This is a genomic window from Sphingosinicella sp. BN140058, from assembly GCF_004135585.1.
Taxonomy (GTDB): Bacteria; Pseudomonadota; Alphaproteobacteria; order Sphingomonadales; family Sphingomonadaceae; genus Allosphingosinicella.
Map to the genome: position 1 here is coordinate 1,691,308 of NZ_CP035501.1, position 17,244 is coordinate 1,708,551.

The 17,244-nt window shown below is 67.1% G+C and carries 16 protein-coding genes and 1 tRNA gene; 12 read left to right on the forward strand and 5 right to left on the reverse strand.

Annotated features, from left to right (window positions below; all coding sequences use genetic code 11):
* Positions 1 to 22: 22 nt before the first annotated feature.
* On the reverse strand, positions 23 to 742 hold the full coding sequence (locus ETR14_RS07690; protein WP_243455810.1) for a FadR/GntR family transcriptional regulator: 720 nt from the start codon (positions 740 to 742) through the stop codon (positions 23 to 25).
* Between the two features lie 284 nt (positions 743 to 1,026).
* Between ETR14_RS07690 and ETR14_RS07695 the strand changes: the two genes are divergently transcribed.
* Genes ETR14_RS07695 through ETR14_RS07710 form a run of 4 tightly spaced genes read left to right on the forward strand, consistent with a single transcriptional unit; the run spans position 1,027 to position 5,874 of the window.
* Positions 1,027 to 2,424: a DUF1080 domain-containing protein gene (locus ETR14_RS07695; protein WP_129384073.1), complete on the forward strand. Its 1,398-nt coding sequence runs from the start codon at positions 1,027 to 1,029 to the stop codon at positions 2,422 to 2,424.
* Between the two features lie 14 nt (positions 2,425 to 2,438).
* Positions 2,439 to 3,752: a Gfo/Idh/MocA family protein gene (locus tag ETR14_RS07700; RefSeq protein WP_129384074.1), complete on the forward strand. Its 1,314-nt coding sequence runs from the start codon at positions 2,439 to 2,441 to the stop codon at positions 3,750 to 3,752.
* 41 nt (positions 3,753 to 3,793) lie between these two features.
* Positions 3,794 to 4,612, forward strand: coding sequence for an FAD:protein FMN transferase (locus ETR14_RS07705; RefSeq protein ID WP_129384075.1), 819 nt, complete (start codon positions 3,794 to 3,796; stop codon positions 4,610 to 4,612).
* A complete protein-coding gene (locus ETR14_RS07710; RefSeq protein ID WP_129384076.1) occupies positions 4,609 to 5,874 on the forward strand; it encodes a Gfo/Idh/MocA family protein in 1,266 nt (421 codons plus the stop codon). Before ETR14_RS07705 ends, ETR14_RS07710 begins: the two co-directional genes overlap by 4 nt.
* A gap of 40 nt (positions 5,875 to 5,914) precedes the next feature.
* Here ETR14_RS07710 and ETR14_RS07715 read toward each other — a convergent pair whose 3' ends face one another.
* Complete coding sequence (locus ETR14_RS07715) at positions 5,915 to 6,943, reverse strand: oxidoreductase (RefSeq protein WP_129384077.1); 1,029 nt, start codon at positions 6,941 to 6,943, stop codon at positions 5,915 to 5,917.
* Positions 6,944 to 7,493: 550 nt separating this feature from the next.
* Here ETR14_RS07715 and ETR14_RS07720 point away from each other — a divergent pair.
* Positions 7,494 to 8,864 carry a 50S ribosomal protein L11 methyltransferase gene (locus ETR14_RS07720; protein ID WP_129384078.1) on the forward strand — a complete coding sequence of 457 codons (1,371 nt, stop codon included), beginning with the start codon at positions 7,494 to 7,496 and terminating at the stop codon, positions 8,862 to 8,864.
* Between the two features lie 228 nt (positions 8,865 to 9,092).
* On the opposite strand, the gene sugE is transcribed toward ETR14_RS07720, so the two are convergent.
* Positions 9,093 to 9,413 (reverse strand): quaternary ammonium compound efflux SMR transporter SugE, encoded by a 321-nt coding sequence (sugE, locus tag ETR14_RS07725; protein ID WP_129384079.1) that lies wholly within the window; start codon positions 9,411 to 9,413, stop codon positions 9,093 to 9,095.
* 645 nt (positions 9,414 to 10,058) lie between these two features.
* On the opposite strand from sugE, the gene ETR14_RS07730 reads away from it, so the two are divergent.
* The 4 genes from ETR14_RS07730 (at position 10,059) to ETR14_RS07745 (ending at position 12,925) form a co-directional block, all read left to right on the forward strand.
* Positions 10,059 to 10,132: transfer RNA gene (locus tag ETR14_RS07730), tRNA-Gly, on the forward strand.
* Between the two features lie 320 nt (positions 10,133 to 10,452).
* Positions 10,453 to 11,832: an HD-GYP domain-containing protein gene (locus ETR14_RS07735; RefSeq protein WP_243455811.1), complete on the forward strand. Its 1,380-nt coding sequence runs from the start codon at positions 10,453 to 10,455 to the stop codon at positions 11,830 to 11,832.
* 78 nt (positions 11,833 to 11,910) lie between these two features.
* On the forward strand, positions 11,911 to 12,216 hold the full coding sequence (locus ETR14_RS07740; RefSeq protein ID WP_129384080.1) for a hypothetical protein: 306 nt from the start codon (positions 11,911 to 11,913) through the stop codon (positions 12,214 to 12,216).
* A gap of 115 nt (positions 12,217 to 12,331) precedes the next feature.
* Entirely contained in the window at positions 12,332 to 12,925 is a 594-nt protein-coding gene (locus ETR14_RS07745) for an NAD(P)H-dependent oxidoreductase (protein WP_129384081.1), read from the forward strand.
* 28 nt (positions 12,926 to 12,953) lie between these two features.
* On the opposite strand, the gene ETR14_RS28260 is transcribed toward ETR14_RS07745, so the two are convergent.
* Together ETR14_RS28260 and ETR14_RS28265 are read right to left on the reverse strand one after the other, a co-directional pair.
* Complete coding sequence (locus tag ETR14_RS28260; RefSeq protein ID WP_165356361.1) at positions 12,954 to 13,508, reverse strand: response regulator; 555 nt, start codon at positions 13,506 to 13,508, stop codon at positions 12,954 to 12,956.
* Positions 13,508 to 13,732, reverse strand: coding sequence for a hypothetical protein (locus ETR14_RS28265; protein WP_165356362.1), 225 nt, complete (start codon positions 13,730 to 13,732; stop codon positions 13,508 to 13,510). The genes ETR14_RS28260 and ETR14_RS28265 overlap by 1 nt, the downstream gene beginning before the upstream one ends.
* 178 nt (positions 13,733 to 13,910) lie before the next feature.
* Between ETR14_RS28265 and ETR14_RS07755 the strand changes: the two genes are divergently transcribed.
* The 3 genes from ETR14_RS07755 (at position 13,911) to ETR14_RS07765 (ending at position 17,242) form a co-directional block, all read left to right on the forward strand.
* On the forward strand, positions 13,911 to 14,219 hold the full coding sequence (locus ETR14_RS07755; protein ID WP_129384083.1) for a hypothetical protein: 309 nt from the start codon (positions 13,911 to 13,913) through the stop codon (positions 14,217 to 14,219).
* Between the two features lie 444 nt (positions 14,220 to 14,663).
* Positions 14,664 to 15,485 carry a formate/nitrite transporter family protein gene (locus ETR14_RS07760; RefSeq protein WP_129384084.1) on the forward strand — a complete coding sequence of 274 codons (822 nt, stop codon included), beginning with the start codon at positions 14,664 to 14,666 and terminating at the stop codon, positions 15,483 to 15,485.
* Complete coding sequence (locus ETR14_RS07765) at positions 15,485 to 17,242, forward strand: bifunctional protein-serine/threonine kinase/phosphatase (protein WP_129384085.1); 1,758 nt, start codon at positions 15,485 to 15,487, stop codon at positions 17,240 to 17,242. The genes ETR14_RS07760 and ETR14_RS07765 overlap by 1 nt, the downstream gene beginning before the upstream one ends.
* The last annotated feature ends 2 nt before the right edge of the window (positions 17,243 to 17,244 follow it).

The window sequence follows — 17,244 nt, forward strand, 5'->3', positions numbered from 1 at the left end:
GTGTCGCTTCTCCCTCCAGAGATCAGACCGTGCGCCGCGCCAGCGCACGCCGTCGCTGGTCCGTTTCCGCGCGCGCGCGTTCGACGGCCTCGGTTTCGGTGACGTCGAGAAGATGATCGATGACGCGCGTGAGGTGATCCCGCATCGCGTTTCGCGCGTCCACCGGCGATCGGGCCTCGAGCGCCCGCAGGATTCTGCCATGTTCGGCCATCCGGTTCTCCGTCCCCAGGCTGCCCGCCTTGAGGAGAACTTCGCGGGCGAGCGGCGAGCGAAAGCGCATGTCCCAGAAGTCGGTCACTGCGGCGATGATCACCGCATTTCCGGTCGCCTCGGCGATGGCGATGTGGAAGCGGCGGTCCGCCTTCTCCGCCACGACACTGTCCTCCACTGCCATTTCTGCCAGCAGCGATCGCAACTCGGCCAGTTGCGCCTCGTCGATCTCGGTCGCGGCGACCGCTGCGACTTCGCCTTCGAGCAGGCGCCTGGCCTCGGTGATCTCGAACGCGCCGATGTCGAGCGCTTCATCCACCTCGACGTTCGATGAGGCGAGCACGAAGACGCCGGACCCCTTTCGCGCCTCGACCAGCCCCTGCATTTCGAGGGCGATCATCGCCTCGCGTATGGTCGGGCGACTGACCTTGAACCGTTCGGTAAGGTCGCGCTCCGCCGGAAGGCGCGAGCCGACCGGATAAATACCGTTCGAGATGTCGGTCAGGATCGCCTGCACGATCCTGCGATACAATTTTCCTCCGCGTTCAGCCGCTTGCATTCCGTTCCCCGTTCGTCCGCGAGCGTAATCCCCGCCCGCGCCAGTGCCGTCGACCATCCTACTTCGCGGACAGCCATCTGTCATCCGGACGTGGAAATGCCTGACAGCCTATTGCACGTTGCCCGACCACAACTTACCACGTTGCGCAAAGGAGAGTCGCTTGCCTGGCAGCGTCATGGGTTCTGAAGCGCCGCTGCGGATGGCGGTACGATAGACTTCCCTGCCAATCGAGAACAGAAAACAGGAGAGGAAGCATCATGCACGCGAGGATCGCGTTTCTGGCCGTTGCCGCAGCGCCGCTGATCGCGCTGGCGCCGGCACCGTCTGCAGCTCAGACTCAGGCACCGTGGCGGGACGTCACGCCTCGCGGCGGCTTGACCGGGTGGCACAAGGCCGGCGGGAATGCGGCGTTCGAAGTCACCGGCGGCGAGCTCGTCGGCCGTGCGGCGCAGGGATCGGCCAACAGCTGGCTGGTGTCCGACGACCAATATGGCGACTTCATCCTCGAGTTCGAGGCGAAGACCGACACGGTCCTGAATTCAGGCGTGATGATCCGCGGCCAGAGCAAGCCCGATTATCGCGGCGGCGTGGTCCATGGCTATCAGGCTGAGATCGATCCCTCGCCCCGTGCCTGGAGCGGCGGCATCTATGACGAGCAGCGTCGCCAATGGCTGTACACGCTCGGGCGCAACGACGCCGCGCGGCGCGCCTTCCGCTCCGGCGACTGGAACCACTACCGGGTAGAGGCGATCGGCAACCGCCTGCGCACCTTCGTCAACGGAGTCCCCGCCGCCGATGTCGCCGACGATGTCGATGCGCGCGGCTTCATCGCGTTCCAGGTCCACGCCTTGCCGGATGCGGAAGCCCGGCGGCAGCCGGAAGTGCGGTTCCGCAGGGTGCGGATCATCACCGATACGCCGGCCCGGTTCGCCTCCCCGGCGACGACGCTGGAACAGCAGGGATGGCTGGCCAATCGGCTGACCGAGGTTGAACGCGGCGCCGGCTGGAAACTGCTCTGGGACGGCGAGACGACCGATGGGTGGCGCAGCGCCAAGGCGCCGGGCTTTCCGGACAAGGGCTGGTCGATACGGGAGGGCATCCTGTCGGTGGACGGCGCCGACGGTGCCGAATCGACCAATGGCGGCGACATCATCACCACCCGGGAGTATCGGGATTTCGAGCTGTCGGTGGATTTCCGGCTGACGCCCGGCGCCAACAGCGGGATCAAATATTTCGTCGATCCGGATCTTCTGAAGGGGGACGGCTCGGCGATCGGGCTCGAGTTCCAGCTGCTCGACGACGCCCGCCATCCCGACGCCAAGATGGGCCGCGACGGCAACCGCACGCTCGGTTCGCTCTACGACCTCATCACCGCCCGCAACCTTTCCGATCCTGCCAACCCGAACAAGCGGTTCAACCCGCCCGGCGAGTGGAACCGCGCCGTCGTCGTGGTTCGCGGCCGGCATGTCGAGCATTGGCTGAACGGCTTCAAGGTCGTCGAATACGAACGCGGGTCGCCCGCTTTCCGGGCGCTCGTCGCCGAAAGCAAATATGCCAAATGGCCGAGATTCGGCGAATGGGAAGCCGGGCCGATCCTGCTCCAGGATCACGGCGACCGGGTCGACTTCCGTTCGCTCAAGCTGCGCGAATTGTGAGGAGAGCGGGACCGATGTTCGACCGGCGGACGATGATCAAGGGTGCAGGCGCGGCGCTGGGCATGGCGATCAGCGCGCGCAGCTATGCGCAGATCAAGGGCGCGAACGATCGCCTGCGGGTGGCGGTCGTCGGCGTGAACGGTCGCGGACAGGCGCATATGAGCGCCTTCACCAAGCTTCCCAATGTCGCCGTCACCCATCTCGTCGACGTCGACTCGCGCGTTCTCGCGAAGCGCGCGGGCGAATTCGCCGCCAAAGGACATGCCGCGCCGCAGATCGAGCGCGACTATCGCCGCATGCTCGATCGAAAGTCGGTCGACATCGTCACCGTGGCGACGCCCGATCACTGGCATGCCAAGCTTGCGATCGACGCGATGGAGTCCGGCCGGGACGTCTATCTCGAAAAGCCGATCGGCATGGCGCCCGCGGAGGGCGAGGCGCTGATCGCGGCGCAGCAGCGCACCCGGCGCGTCCTGCAGGTGGGCAATCAGCAGCGGTCGAGCAAGGAAACGCGCGAGCTCGCCGATCTCGTCCGTGCCGGAATGCTCGGCGACGTCTACGAGGCGCAGACCTGGTACGCGAACAACCGGATCTCGATCGGCCGCGGCCAGGGGGTCCCGCCGCCGGCGCATCTCGACTGGAACATGTGGCAGGGGCCGCGCCCGCGGGGTCCCTATCGCTCGAACCTGGTCCATTATAACTGGCACTGGTTCTGGAAGTACGGAACCGGCGAGACCTGCAACAACGCCATGCACGAACTGGATGTGGCGCGTTGGCTGATGGGCCTGACCTATCCAAAGACGGTGTCCGCCCGCGGATCGCGGCGCTTCTACCGCGGCGACGACTGGGAAATGTACGACACGCTCGCGCTCGATCTCGTCTATGCCGATGGCCGCGCGATCCGGTGGGACGGCAACAGCTGCAATGGGATGCCGCGCTACGGCCGCGGCCGCGGCGTCTTGTTCCTGGGCACCAGGGGATCGGCGATCGTCGACCGCAACGGCTTCGAACTGTTCGATCTTGCCGGCAAGCAAATCCGGCAGGTCGCCGCGCCCGCAAGTTCCGAGACCACCGGGACGGTCGGCGAAGGTGCGCTCGACGTCTATCATGCCGGCAATTTCGTCGACGTCATCCGCGGCCGGGCAAGCGCGCTGGCGTCGCCGATCCGCGAGGGCCATATCAGCACCACGCTGTGCCACCTCGGCAACATCGCCTATCGGACCGGCACGGCCTTGACCCTTGACGAAGCGACGGGCCGGCCGTCTAGCCCCGAGGCGATGAAATTGTGGTCGGTCGACTATGAACCCGGCTGGGAGGTGAAGGCCTGACCTCCGCTCCACTCACCACGCATGTCGAACGATTCCTCGCCATGGGCACGCGCATCGAACTGCATCTGTTCGGACCGGCGGAGGACGGTTCGATGATCGAAGCGCGGCGCGCGATCGAGGCCGTCGACGACGCCCTGACCATTCACCGCCCATCGGCGACGACCGCGCTCAACGAAAGCCTCGCGGCCGGCCACCCCGCCGCCGTCGACGACCCATTGCTGTTCGACGCGCTGGTTGAGATCGACGACTTCTACCAGGCGATGGAAGGCCTGTTCGATCCCGCGGCGGATGCCCACACCGGAGCGGCGGGATGGGTCATGGTCGTGTTCGATCGCGAACAGGCCCGCATCCATGCATCGCGGCCCCTCGCGCTCGATTTCGGCGGTTTCGGCAAGGGCTTCGCCCTTGACCGGGCCTGCGACGTCCTGCGGCGGGCGGGCCGCGTCTCGGCGCTGCTGTCGGCGGGCGAGAGCTCGATCGCGGTGATCGGCGAACATCCGCTTGGCGGGCGATGGCCGTTCGCCATTCCGCATCCGCTGCAGCCGGAGCGCGTTCTGTTGAAGCTCGAACTGGCGGATGAAGCGCTGTCGATCTCGTCGACCGTCGGGGAGGGAACCTCTGCGCCCGATCGTGCGCCGATGATCCGCCCCAAGGATGGAACGATCGTCACCGGACGGCGAACGGCGTTGGCCTGCGCGCGCAGCGGCGCCCGCGCGGAGATGATGAGCACGGCCTTGCTCGTCGCCGACGACGATCAGACGAAGCGCTTGCTTGACGCGGAGCCCATGCGCCGTTTTCTTTTTGATTTTACCGGGGAAACCGGGATTCCCGTTTCGCCAGCGGAGACCGAGATACGATGATCGACAAGGATTTTGATCTGACCCGCCGGTCGTTCATCGATCATGTGCTGAAGGCGTCGGCCGGGGCCGGAATGGCGGCCGCGGCGCCTTGGGCTGCCTTTGCCGCGAGCACCGCGCCCGGGCAGAAGGATCGCGTCCGCCTCGGCGTGATCGGCACCGGCGATCGCGGGCGCACGCTGATCCGGAACATCGCCAAGACTCGCAACTGCGCGGTGGCGGCGATCTGCGACGATTATGAGCCGAACTTGACCAAGGGCCGCGCGCTCGTTCCCGCGGGGACGCCCACCTTCACCGATCATCGCGCGATGCTGGATGCCGGGGGGATCGACGCCGTCGTGATCGCGACGCCTCTCCATGTCCACGCGGCGCAGACCCTCGATGCTTTCGATGCCGGGGTGCACGTCTGGTGCGAAAAGGCGATGGCGCGAACGATCGCCGATTGCAGCGCCATGGTGAAGCGCGCGCAGGATCGCCGGAAGGTGCTGCAAATCGGCCATCAGCGGATGTTCAACCCGACCTATCTCAACGCGCTGAAGCGGGTGAAGGCCGGCGAGATCGGGCCCGTTACCCAGATCCGCGCGAGCTGGCACCGCAACAATAGCTGGCGCCGCCCGGTCCCCGCCGGCAGCGATCTGGAGCGGAAGATCAACTGGCGCCTGTACCGCAACAGCTCGGCCGGGCTGATGACCGAGCTCGCCACCCACCAACTTCAGGTCGGCAATTGGTTCCTCGAGGCTCCGCCCACCCGCGTGATCGGATCGGGAAGCATCTGCTTCTGGAAGGACGGGCGCGAGGTCTACGACCAGGTCGCCTTGGTCTTCGATTATGCCGGCGGCCGCAAGCTCGTCTACACGTCGCTGCTCAACAATGCGCGCTACGGCTGCGAGGAGCAGATCCAGGGCAGCAAGGGGACGATCGAGCCCGAACTGGGCCGGATCTATCAGGAGAAGCCGCCCGGCGTCCCTGCGTTGCGCAAGATGGGGGAGGACGTCCAGGCGGGCCGCAAGCGCCCGGTGCCGATCGGCGGCGCAACCTGGTTCCCGGAGCTGCCGGTGACGACGCCGGGCGAGTCGCTGGGCTGGGGCGAATTTGACGAGACGATGCTGCAGTTCGAGGTCTTCGGCGAGGCGGTGCGCAGCGGCGTGCCCGCGCCGGGACTGCTGCGCCAGGCCTATCATGCCAGCGTTGCGTCGCTGATGGGTGAGGAAGCGATGGACAGCGGCCGGCCGGTCGACTGGCCGTCGTTGCTCGTAGAAGTGTAGGCCGGCCCGACCTCGCGACGGCCTTCGGGCGTACCTCCCCTCAAAGGGTGATTTCGCGTCCCTCCAGCGCGCTGCGCATCCCGGCATCGAGCACCTCCATGACCGCGACGGCGGCGGAGGTCGGGACCGGGTTGGCGCCCTCGCCGCGCAATGCGGCGGCCAGCGCCTGCCAGAACAAGCGATAGTCGCCCGGCTCGTTCGCCACCGGCACCGGCGGCGACGGATCGTCCCCGCGCGTGAGCAGGCCGGGAATGGGATCCACGCCCCAATCGGCGCCCTCCGGCGACCGGCCGGCGACGGTCGCCGCTTCCTGTGCGTCGATCCCGTGCTTGATCCAGCTTCCCTGCGTGCCGTGTACCGCGAACCGCAGGCCATGCTGCGCGGCCAGCTTGCTCGAATGAAGGATGGCGCGATGCTCCTCGTAGCGCAGCACGGCGTGGAAATAATCGGGTGCGGGCGCCCCGCCGCGCAGGGTCGCGATGTCGGCGCTGATCGCCAGCGGACGCTCGAACAGCACCAGCGCCTGGTCAACGAGGTGCGGGCCGAGATCCAGCCAGGATCCGCCTTGCCGCGCCTCTTTCCACACGGGCGCAGGGGACGGCCGCCATCGATCGAAATGGCTTTCGAACTGAACGATTGCGCCCAGCGTTCCGGCGTCGATCATCCGGCGAAGCGTCCGGAAATCGGCGTCCCAGCGGCGGTTTTGGAAGGCGGTCACCATGCGGCCCTGGGCCTCGGCGGTCTCCGCAATCCGTCGTGCGTCGGCGAGGGTGGTCGCGAACGGCTTGTCGATCAGCACATGCTTGCCCGCGCCGAGCGCCGCCAGCGCGTGGCCGGCATGCAGGTCGTCCGGACTGCTGACGATCACCAGGTCGATGCCGGGTTCGGCGAGCAGCGCATCGACGCTCGGCACCACGCACATTCCCGGCAGATCGGCGCGAACCTTGGCAGGATCGCGTGAAACCACGGCGCGCAATGTCATGCCGGGCGTGACACGGACGTAGGGCGCATGAAAGGCACGACCGCCAAGCCCATAGCCGATGAGACCCACTCCGATGTCTCGCGTCATGTCTTTCTCCCGGGCGCTTGCTGATAAGCGGGTACTCCCTTGTGGAGGCCTTCGCGTCGGGATCAAGGCACTCCGTGGTCCTATGCACGCTGGGCCACTCACGAACTGAACGGATCGGGCGGCGACAACCCTGGCGAAAGCGACTGTTCGCGGCGATCACCCCGGACGGCCGAAAGTCCCAGGTTCAACTGTCCAGCGGTTCTTAGAAATGCGCGACCAGCGGCGTTTAGGATAGCTGCCCCGCGGGCTTCAACGGCAATCCGAACGCTCCACGGGCGTCGCTCACGGCGTCGCGATCACGGGCGCCACGGCAGCATCATGGGACGCATTCGCATGCTGTACGATCCTGGAGAGCCTCCTTTCATGAAGCGAGAGCGTGATTGCTCGCCGTCACTCTGAGCAAGGTGGCGCCGCCGACTGGGCGGGCGAAGCTGCCGCACCTCGATCGTCCGCCCTCGTGAGCGGCCGCCCACGCACCAGAGGGCTATCCCTCCCCGCGCCATTTGCCTATCGCGCACGCGCCTTCACCCCGGATTTCAAGGACATCGACGTGACCGACCCGGCTTCCCCCGATCGCCAGACCGAAGCCCGCGCGGCGCTCGCGGAGGCGATGGCGCTGCACGAAGCGGGGGATCTGGAAGGCGCCGAGGCCGGCTATCGCTCGGTGCTGGCGCAGAACTATCGGCCGGCCGACGTCCTGCCTCTGCTTGCGGGCCTGCTCGGGCGGCTGTCGCGGCCGGAAGATGCGCTCGTCGCCTGGGATCAGCTGCTCGCGATCGACCCCGATCATGCAGTGGCGCTGCACGAGCAAGGGCTGACCCTGCACTGGCTCGGCCGCACCGCCGAGGCGATCGCGATGCTCGAACGCGCCTGCGCGGTCGATCCGGACAATGCGGTCAAGATCGGCAACCTCGCCGTGGTCCTCGCCGATGCGGGTCGGAGCCTCGAAGCGCTCCGGCATTTCCGCCGCGCGCTTGCGCTGCAGCCGGACAGCCTCCACCTGCGCCACCAGGTGCGGCGGCTGGGATCGGCCTCGGTGCCCTTCTGGCACATTCCGATGATGAACGACGTGCCGCGCAACGATGCGTTCGAGGCTGCGATCAAGGCGGCGATCGACGTTGCCGGCCCGGACGCGCGCGTGCTCGACATCGGCGCCGGCAGCGGCCTGCTGTCGCTGATGGCGGCGCGCGCCGGCGCGCGGCAGGTGGTCGCGTGCGAGATGGAGCCGATGATCGCCGAAATGGCAGAGCGGATCGTCGCCCGGAACGGCTATGCCGAGCGCATCACGGTCCACGCCCGGCCGTCCACCGAGCTCGCCGTCGGCGCCGAGCTCGACAGGCCGGCCGAGATCCTGGTCTCGGAAATCCTCTCCAGCGATCTGCTGACCGAAAAGGTGCTCGACACGTTCGAGGACGCCCATCGGCGCCTGCTCGCGCCCGACGCGATCGTGATCCCGCGCGCGGCCAGTGCAATGGGGTGTCTCGTTGCCAGCGACAACCTGGCGGATTATGCCTTCGTCGGCGACGTGTCCGGCTTCGATCTGTCCGCCTTCACCGATTTCGCGCCGCAGCGCCTGCCGATCCACGGCACGATGACGGCATGGGAGCGCCTGTCGGACGATCTCGAGCTGGTCCGCCTCGATCTCACCCGCAAGAAGCACGACGCGACGCTCGCCCGCCTGCCGATCACGGTCACCAAAAGCGGCCGCGCGATCGGCATCGTCCAGTGGATGCACATCGATCTGTGGCCCGGCGTGACGTTCGACAATCATCCCGATCGCTACAGCGACGGCGGCTGGCTGCAGGTGCTGCACAGCTTCCCGAAGCCGATCGACGTCACCGCGGGCGAGACGATCGACATCGCCGTCGGCCATGATCGGATCACGCTCATCCTGCTGCCGCTTGGCGACCAACGCGGATAACCTGCGCCGGCGCGAGCAGAAAGTTTCTCGCGCCTGGTTCAAGGCTGACGCGGTTAGGTGTGTTCGCGCATAACAACAAATATGCGCAAGACACGTGCGCACTATCTTGCGCACGTCCAGGGGGCGCTTACGTCTTCTTGCGCCGGCACAGCCGTGCGGCTCCTCCAGATTCAGCGCCGTGATCGAGCGGAGATGTCGCGTTTCGCTTCACGCAAGCGGAACGAAGGATCAGTGACCGCCTGCGAGCTTCATCAGCACCAGCCCGGCGACGATCAGCAACGCCGCAGTGATCCGCATCGGACTGGCTGCCTCGCCGAGCACCACGATGCCGACGACGAAGGCACCGACCGCGCCGATGCCGGTCCAGACCGTGTAGGCGGTGCCGAGCGGAAGCGTCCGCATCGACCAGGACAGCAGTCCGAAGCTCACCCCCATCGCGGTCAGCGTGACGAGCGACGGCCAGAGCCGGGTGAAACCTTCGGACTGCTTCATCGCGAAGGCCCAGACGACCTCCAGCAATCCGGCGATGCCGAGAACGATCCATGCCATGGCAGCCTCCATCCTGGCCGCCGGGCCGTCCCGGTCTTGAACACCCGCGTCGGGACGGGAACGTGGTCGCCGCACCGTCTAGGTAGAGTGTGCCCGATGCCGATCAAGGCCGCCACCCAGGCATGCCGAGCACCGACAAGCGAAAGCGCACCGCCTTGTCGAACTGCGTCCGCCGGAAGTCGAACACCACATTGACTTTGACGCGTGTTCCTTATATGTTCCTATTGTTCGCCTCCGCGCCCGAACTCCCGCAGGAGCCATTGCGGCACGCCAGGGCGATTCCTCCGCCACCGGGCATCCGCCCTCCTTGAAGGTCGAGGACCGGACAAGAATACGAGCCGGGCGTCCGTCCTGCGATCCGGTTCCTCCCCTCAGCACGCGCCGGATTGCAGGCGGGCACCCGATCCGACTTCCGGGCGCCGCAATGCGCTCGGACTTTTGACCGGCGGACTTGAAAATCGACCGTATTATCGGTCAATACGGTCCTCGATCAGCCCTTTCGCAAATCCCGCATGACGCCTCTCGCTGCGCCGGGGCAGCGACGAGAGGACTTGAAAGCAGCGCCTCACGATCGCCAGCCTGACGCCCGGCAGCGTCCGTGTCCTCTCGACAAGCAGCGCCGCCTTTTCTACAGACGGGCGGCACGCGGGTGTAGCTCAATGGTAGAGCAGAAGCTTCCCAAGCTTACGACGAGGGTTCGATTCCCTTCACCCGCTCCAAATATAACCATGCGGGGCATGGTTATATTTGGAGCGCACGAGTGCGTAGCACGAGGGGCGACAGAGCGCACGAGCGCAGCGCCGGGCGACGCCTAAAATGCGGGGCATGGTTTCTGATGGACCGCACGAGCGCAGCGAGGGGCGACCACCTTCTCGGGGGCATTTTATTGGAGCGCGCGTTCGCGAACGTCGACCTCCGGATCTTGTCCGCTCAGGTCGCCACATGTTCGCCGATCACCGGTATTCGGCGCCATCGCCAATAACGGCGTCTTAAACCTCCGTAGCTAGACAAGCCCTTCAACAGGGTAAGAGAGTCCGCCGTGCGCCATGCATTCGCCGCCGATTTCGTTCAGGCGATACCGGACCAGACGACATCCCTGGCCGAAATCCTCGGGGCCTTCTCCTATGCGCTCGATCTGACCGAAGGTCAGCCCGCCGGCCATTCGCTGCGCGCCTGCTGGGTCGCAAGCCGCATCGCCTGCGTGCTGCACTTGTCCGGCGAAGAGCGTCAAACGGTCTATTATGCGACCCTGCTCAAGGATCTGGGCTGCAGCAGCAATGCGGCGCGGATTGCCGAACTCTATCTGGCCGACGATCGCCTCTTCAAGCATGACTTCAAGCTGGTGCCTGAAGGACTGGCGCCGACGCTGAAGTTCGTCTTCACCCGCACCGGAAGCGGACACCGACTCGGTACCCGCGCAAAGGCGATCGCCCACATCCTCCGCGACGGCACCAACATCGCCCGCGACCTCATCCAGACGCGCTGCACCCGCGGTGCCGCCATAGCCCGGCAGTTGCGGTTCCCCGAGGCCGTCGCGCAGGCGATTGCCGCACTGGACGAGCATTGGGACGGCAACGGAAAGCCTTTGGGACAGAGCGGTGATTCGATCCCGCTGGCAGCGCGTCTGGCATTGCTCGCCCAGATCGTCGACGTGTTCCATGTCGCCGCCGGACCCGACGCGGCGATCGAGGAAGTCGAAGCACGCAGCGGTACCTGGTTCGATCCGACTCTGGTCCAGGCGTTTCGCACGCTGGCGCAGGATCCCGACTTCTGGTCGGAGCTGGACGATCCCCTGCTCGAGCAGCGGGTGCGCAGCTTCGAGCCCGCCGAGCAGAGGATCGTGATCGACGAGGCCTGGCTCGACGACATCGTCGCCGCGTTCGGCGCGGTGATCGACGCCAAGAGCCCCTATACGAGCGGCCATTCCTGCAGGGTCGGAGCCTATGCGGAAGCGGTCGGGCGCCGCGTCGGAATTGCGGGGCCCGAGCTGCGCACGTTACGCCGCGCCGCGGTGCTCCACGACGTCGGCAAGCTCGCGATCAGCAGCCGGATCCTGGAGAAGCCGGGCAAGCTCGACGACGACGAGTGGGTCGAGATGCGCAGCCACGCCGCGCACACGGTCGACATCCTCGCGCGGATCGGTCCGCTTCGCGACATGGCAGCCATTGCCGGCGCCCACCACGAACGGCTCGACGGACATGGCTATCCGCTCGGCCTCCACGACATGTTGATCGCCCGCGATTCGCGAATCATCACCGTGTGCGATTTCTACGATGCGCTGACCGCCGATCGGCCGTACCGCGCGGCAATGTCGAGCGAGAAGGCGCTCGGCATCATCAAGGACGAGGTCGGGAGGGCGGTCGACCCCGCATGCTTCTCCGCGCTGGAAGCGACAGTCGCGGCCGGCCTCCACGCCTGAGCCGATCCCGCGTCTCGCGCTGCTCCCGGAACAATCTGCGCCTCGGCCGCGTAGATCGACGACAGGAGGAGTGGCAATATGATGCTGAGGAAGGCCGCATTGGCAGGCGCGCTGGTGATGATGGTCGCCGCCTGCGACGGACCGCAGGAGCAGGCGGGCGAGAAGGCGGACAACGCCTCCGGCGCGGTCGACGGTGAGGATAGTATCGAAAGCGGCCCGGCCGAGACGATGGGCGAGCGCAACGACGAGGCCGCCGACAGCGCCAACGACGCCCGGGAGGCGCAGGCCGACGCGCTCGAGGAACAGGCCGACGCCGCCCGCGACGCGGCCGACCAGAAAGCGGAAGCGCTGGAACAACAGGCCGACAACGTCCGCGCCCACTGAAGCACGGCCGGGCTGATCCTTCGATCGCGCGCGCTTAAGAGTGACGGGCGCTTGCAGGCGCCCGCGGCGCCCCTATCGTGCCCGTCGCCGATCCGGCCGGAGAGGGGGACAGGGAATGCGGTCAGGGCTCGTCGTGGTCAGCCATCCCGATCCCGCCAGTCTCAACCATGCCCTCGCCACCTCCGTGGTCGCGGCGTGGGCGGCGATGGACATCGCGGCCGATCTGCTCGACCTGCACGCGATCGGCTTCGATCCCGTGCTCGATCTCGATGAGGCGCGCGGCCGGCCCTCCCGCGACCCGGCGATCCGCGCCCAGATCGACGCACTCGGCCGAGCCGACCTGCTCGCCGTCGTCCACCCCAATTGCTGGGGGGCGCCGCCGGCGATGATGAAGGGCTGGATGGACCGGGTGTTCGCGCCCGGCGCGGCTTATGCCTTCGCCAAGGGCGAGGATGACGGCGACGTGCCTGTCGGGCTGCTGCGCGGCAAGCGCGCGCTGGTGCTCAACACCAGCAACACGGCGGCCGTGCGCGAGGCCGCTTCGTTCGGCGATCCGCTGGAACGGATCTGGCGCGACTGCCTGCTCGGTTATTGCGGCTTCGAGCGGATCGAGCGCCGGGTGTTCCGGATCGTCGCGACCAGCCGGGAAGCCGAGCGCCGGAGCTGGATCGCCGCGGCGGCGGATGCCGCGCGGAACCTGGCGCTTTAGACCAGGATATCGGCAGACGATCGCTGCGTCAGCGACGCGACTTCCCGACCGCGGGATTGCTGCCGGCATCACCGTCGCCGCGGGCCGGCGCGAGATGCTGGAGGAAGCGGGCGCAAAGCGCGTCCTTGTGGGCACGCCAGGCCTGGGGATCGACTGGCTGCGCGTAGGACAGGGAGGCAATGGTCGCCGCGGCGCAGGCTGCGGCGAAGTCGCGCGCCAGCCTCTCGACCGCGCAGAGCAAGTGCGCGGGATCGCCGCTCTTGGCGAGATGCAGATCGGCACCGGCGAGCATGCACAGATCGGCAATGTCCGCCGCCGCGGTCTCGCTCAGCATGATCACCGGCCAGTCGATCGGATAATCGCGCATCACCAGCAGAGCGGCACAGCCGTCGAGCGGCACCATGCCGAGGTCCATCAGCACGCAGCCCGGCTCCAGGCCCGGCAACGCGCTCAGAAACGCGTCGGCCGAGGAGAAGGTGGTCACCGTATAGCCGTGCGGCGACAGCCACGCGACGATGCTTTCCAGATAGTGCGGATCGTCGTCGACCGCATGGATGCAGGCCGGGGCCATCGCGACCGCCATCAATGCTGCTCCGCCGGCGCGGACGGACCGTCGAGCAGCCAGTTGCGCGGCAGCGGCCGGCGCACGGCGGCCTCGCCCTGCTCCTCCGCTTCGATGCGGCGCGCGATCGCGCGAATGATGAAGTCGGGGACGTTGCGGCCGCTCGCGGCGAGCGCCGCGGTTTCCCGCAATTGCGCATCGGTGATGTGGCCCGGCGATCGGCGGAGGCAGGTATCTTGGAGCATTCGCGTCTCGCTTGCTTCGTTGCCGGGTCTCTGGGCTGCGATTGTGGCTCCGGATTGTCCGCTTTGTGCCGCCCTTCTTCATTCATAGACGGCGCCGGCGCGAACGGCGTGAATCCCGCAATACCCGCACTCTCACCTAGGCCAGGATCGCTCGATCGGGGCTTGGTCCGGGGGGATCATGCTCGCCTCATGCGCCCGAAGGCGGATCTCCCGATCCTCTACAATCCGTTCGCCGCCGATCTCCTCGCCGACGAAGCGGTTCGTTCGAGAGGGTCAACGACACTGTCCGGATCAGCCTCGCCTCGCCCGCTGTTGCGACGACGTCGGCCCCGGCGGCCTCCAGCTCGTCGTCATCGGCTGCCTGATCGTCCCCGCGCCCGCCGCCCGCGCACTCGCGGTCGGCCTCTACAACTTCCTCGATCAGCACGGCGCCAGCGCCGAACGGGACGGCATCGCCGCATTCGGCACCGGCAGCAACGCGCATTGAAAGCGGGGAAGAACAAGGGGCTTCGACGGGCTCAGCCCGAACGGGGGTTTTGGGGGAAGTTACCACGACCTTCGATGCCGCATGCTGACGCGGAGGCTCGCCTACCTCGCACCTTCTACGTGGCTGACCTTCGCCTTCTCCATCAGCCGTTCGGGCTGAGCCTGCCGAAGCCCACGCCTCCCTGCTTCCCAGAGGACAAGAAGCGGCACGTCAAGGCGCTCAGCCCGAACGGAGTTGGCGTACCGGGATGATCTTCGACCCGCCGTTGCTGCACCGCAAAATAGCGCTTTACGATCCCGTACCGAATCGCTTAGCATCCGGGCAGACGCAGCCCGACGCCCAACGCGGGGCGCACGCTGCTTCACCAGCAACACGGCAATGACGCCGCCCGAGCCGCCCGTCGGCTCGAGGCGGCTTTGTTGCGTCCGTTCGAAAGGGAAAGAGATGGCCTATCTGGCGCCTTCGGAATTCGTCACCAAGATGGTCGATGCGGGTGAGGCCAAGGTCCTGATGTCGACCCGGGACACGTTGATCCGGGCGTTCATGGCCGGCGCGACGCTTGCACTCGCCGCCGTGTTCGCGATCAGCATCAACGTCCAGACCGGCAATGTTCTGCTCGGCGCGCTGCTGTTCCCGGTCGGGTTCGTGATGCTCTACCTGCTCGGCTTCGATCTGCTTACCGGCGTGTTCGTGCTGGCGCCGCTCGCCGTCTGGGACAAGCGGCCCGGCATCACGTGGGGCGGCGTATTCCGCAATTGGGGGCTCGTCTTCACCGGCAATTTCGCAGGCGCCCTGATCGTCGCCTTCATGATGACGATCTATTTCACCTACTGCTTCTCGGTCGAACCGAACGAAGTCGGCCAGAAGATCGCCGGCATCGGCAAGGCGCGGACGCTCGGTTACGCCGAATATGGTGCCGCCGGCTGGATCACGATCTTCGTGCGCGGCATGCTGTGCAACTGGATGGTCTCGACGGGCGTGGTCGGCGCGATGATCTCCACCCATGTCAGCGGCAAGGTGATCGCGATGTGGATGCCGATCATGCTGTTCTTCTACATGGTGTTCGAACATTCGGTGGTGAACATGTTCCTGTTCCCGGCCGGATTGATGATGGGCGCCCAATATTCGATCGCCGACTATCTGTGGTGGAACGAGATCCCGACCGTGCTCGGCAACATCGTCGGCGGCCTCACCTTCACCGGTCTCACCCTTTATTCCACCCACGTCCGGACCGCCCCGCGCCGCGTGATCAAGCTCGCCGCCTGATGCCTGAGAATGGCGCGCCGGGCCCGCACGGCCGGGTGCGCCTCTCCGTCTCGTCCGGCCGGTGCAGCAGCGCCGGCCGCAAGCCGGTCAACCAGGATGCCTGCGGGATCGTCCGGCCCGACGGCGGCCTCCTCGCCGCCAAGGGCATCGCCGCCGCCGTCGCCGACGGGATCAGCACCAGCCCCCGCGGCGGCGAAGCGGCGGCGACGGCGGTCGAGAGCTTCCTTGCCGATTATCTCCGCACCTCCGAAGGCTGGTCGGTGCGAAGCTCGGCGGAGAGCGTGATCGCCGCGGTCAACAGCGCACTGCACGCCCGCAACGGCCGCCCGCTCTGCGATGAGGAACGCGAGCGGGGCCTCATCTGCACCTTCTCGGCGCTGGTGCTGAAATCGCGCAGCGCCTACCTCTTCCATGTCGGCGATGCCCGTATCGCTCGGCTGCGCGGCGGGCGGATCGAGCCACTGACCGCGCCGCACGTCGTCTCCGTCGGCGGCGGCAAATCCTATCTGGGCCGCGCGCTCGGCATCGACCGCCACGTCGAGATCGATGCGCGCCGGATCGCCGTGGAGCGAGGCGACCTCTTCCTGCTCACCACCGACGGAGTCCACGATCATCTCCCCGACGACCGCATTGCGGCGCTGCTCCACGACGCCGGCTGCCTCGACGACGCTGCCGCGAGTCTGGTCGCGGCGGCGCGCGCCGCGGGCAGCGAGGACAATCTCACCGCCCTGCTGATGCGGATCGACACCCTGCCGGAGGGCGGCGTGGACGATGTGCTCGGCTCCGAGATCATTCTGCCGCCGGCGCCGTTGCTCACCCCCGGCGGCCTGTTCGAGCAGTACCGCATTCTCCGGGAGATTCATGCCGGCCCGCGCAGCCACCTCTATCTGGCCGCCGAGCCCGACAGCGAGCGCCCGATCGTGCTCAAGGTGCCGTCGACCGAACATGCTGCGGATCCGGCGAAGCTCCGCGCCCTGCTGCTCGAGGAATGGGTGGCACGGCGGATCGATCATCCGCACGTGCTCAAGGCCGCACCCCAGGCGCGTGGACGCGGCCACATCTTCGCGGCCTTCGAATACGTGAAAGGGCAGACGCTCGACCAGTGGATGCGCGACCATCCGGCGCCGGAGCTGACCGCGGTTCGTTCTCTGATCGGCCAGATCGCCGCCGGCTTGCTTGCCTTGCACAAGCGCGAGATGCTGCACCGGGATCTGCGACCGCACAACATCCTGGTCGACGGTCAGGGCACCGCGACGATCATCGACTTCGGATCGGTCCAGGTCGCCGGACTCGACGAGCTTGCCACGATCGAAATAGCGGAGGACGCCGCTTATGCCGGCACCTTGCAATATGGCGCGCCCGAACTCTACCTCGGCCACGCCGCCGGTCCGGCCTCGGATCTCTTCTCGCTCGGCGTCATCGCCTACCAGATGCTGACCGGACACCTGCCCTACGGCCCGCGAGTTGCGGCCGCGCGCACCCGCGCAGCGCAGCGCCGCCTCCATTATACCCCGGCGACGGCGCACAATCCGGCGGTGCCGGATTGGGTCGACGCGGCGATCGCCAAGGCGGTCGCGATCGATCCGGGGCAGCGTTACGCTCTGCTGTCCGAATTCACCTACGATCTCTCGCACCCGAACCCGGCGCTCGCCGCGGCGGATACGAGACCACTCTTTCAGCGCGACCCGGTGCTGGCCTGGAAGGCGCTCAGCGGCATCCTGTTTGCGCTCTTGCTGCTCTCGATCTTCGCACGCTGACC

Bases quoted from the DNA above. Each gene is read 5' to 3' on its own strand.
- ETR14_RS07695 (WP_129384073.1), top strand. From the start codon at position 1,027: ATGCACGCGAGGATCGCGTTTCTGGCCGTTGCCGCAGCGCCGCTGATC.
- ETR14_RS07700 (WP_129384074.1), top strand. From the start codon at position 2,439: ATGTTCGACCGGCGGACGATGATCAAGGGTGCAGGCGCGGCGCTGGGC.
- ETR14_RS07705 (WP_129384075.1), top strand. From the start codon at position 3,794: ATGGGCACGCGCATCGAACTGCATCTGTTCGGACCGGCGGAGGACGGT.
- ETR14_RS07710 (WP_129384076.1), top strand. From the start codon at position 4,609: ATGATCGACAAGGATTTTGATCTGACCCGCCGGTCGTTCATCGATCAT.
- ETR14_RS07715 (WP_129384077.1), bottom strand. From the start codon at position 6,943: ATGACGCGAGACATCGGAGTGGGTCTCATCGGCTATGGGCTTGGCGGT.
- sugE (WP_129384079.1), bottom strand. From the start codon at position 9,413: ATGGCATGGATCGTTCTCGGCATCGCCGGATTGCTGGAGGTCGTCTGG.
- ETR14_RS07740 (WP_129384080.1), top strand. From the start codon at position 11,911: ATGATGCTGAGGAAGGCCGCATTGGCAGGCGCGCTGGTGATGATGGTC.
- ETR14_RS07745 (WP_129384081.1), top strand. From the start codon at position 12,332: ATGCGGTCAGGGCTCGTCGTGGTCAGCCATCCCGATCCCGCCAGTCTC.
- ETR14_RS28260 (WP_165356361.1), bottom strand. From the start codon at position 13,508: ATGGCGGTCGCGATGGCCCCGGCCTGCATCCATGCGGTCGACGACGAT.
- ETR14_RS28265 (WP_165356362.1), bottom strand. From the start codon at position 13,732: ATGCTCCAAGATACCTGCCTCCGCCGATCGCCGGGCCACATCACCGAT.
- ETR14_RS07755 (WP_129384083.1), top strand. From the start codon at position 13,911: ATGCTCGCCTCATGCGCCCGAAGGCGGATCTCCCGATCCTCTACAATC.
- ETR14_RS07760 (WP_129384084.1), top strand. From the start codon at position 14,664: ATGGCCTATCTGGCGCCTTCGGAATTCGTCACCAAGATGGTCGATGCG.
- ETR14_RS07765 (WP_129384085.1), top strand. From the start codon at position 15,485: ATGCCTGAGAATGGCGCGCCGGGCCCGCACGGCCGGGTGCGCCTCTCC.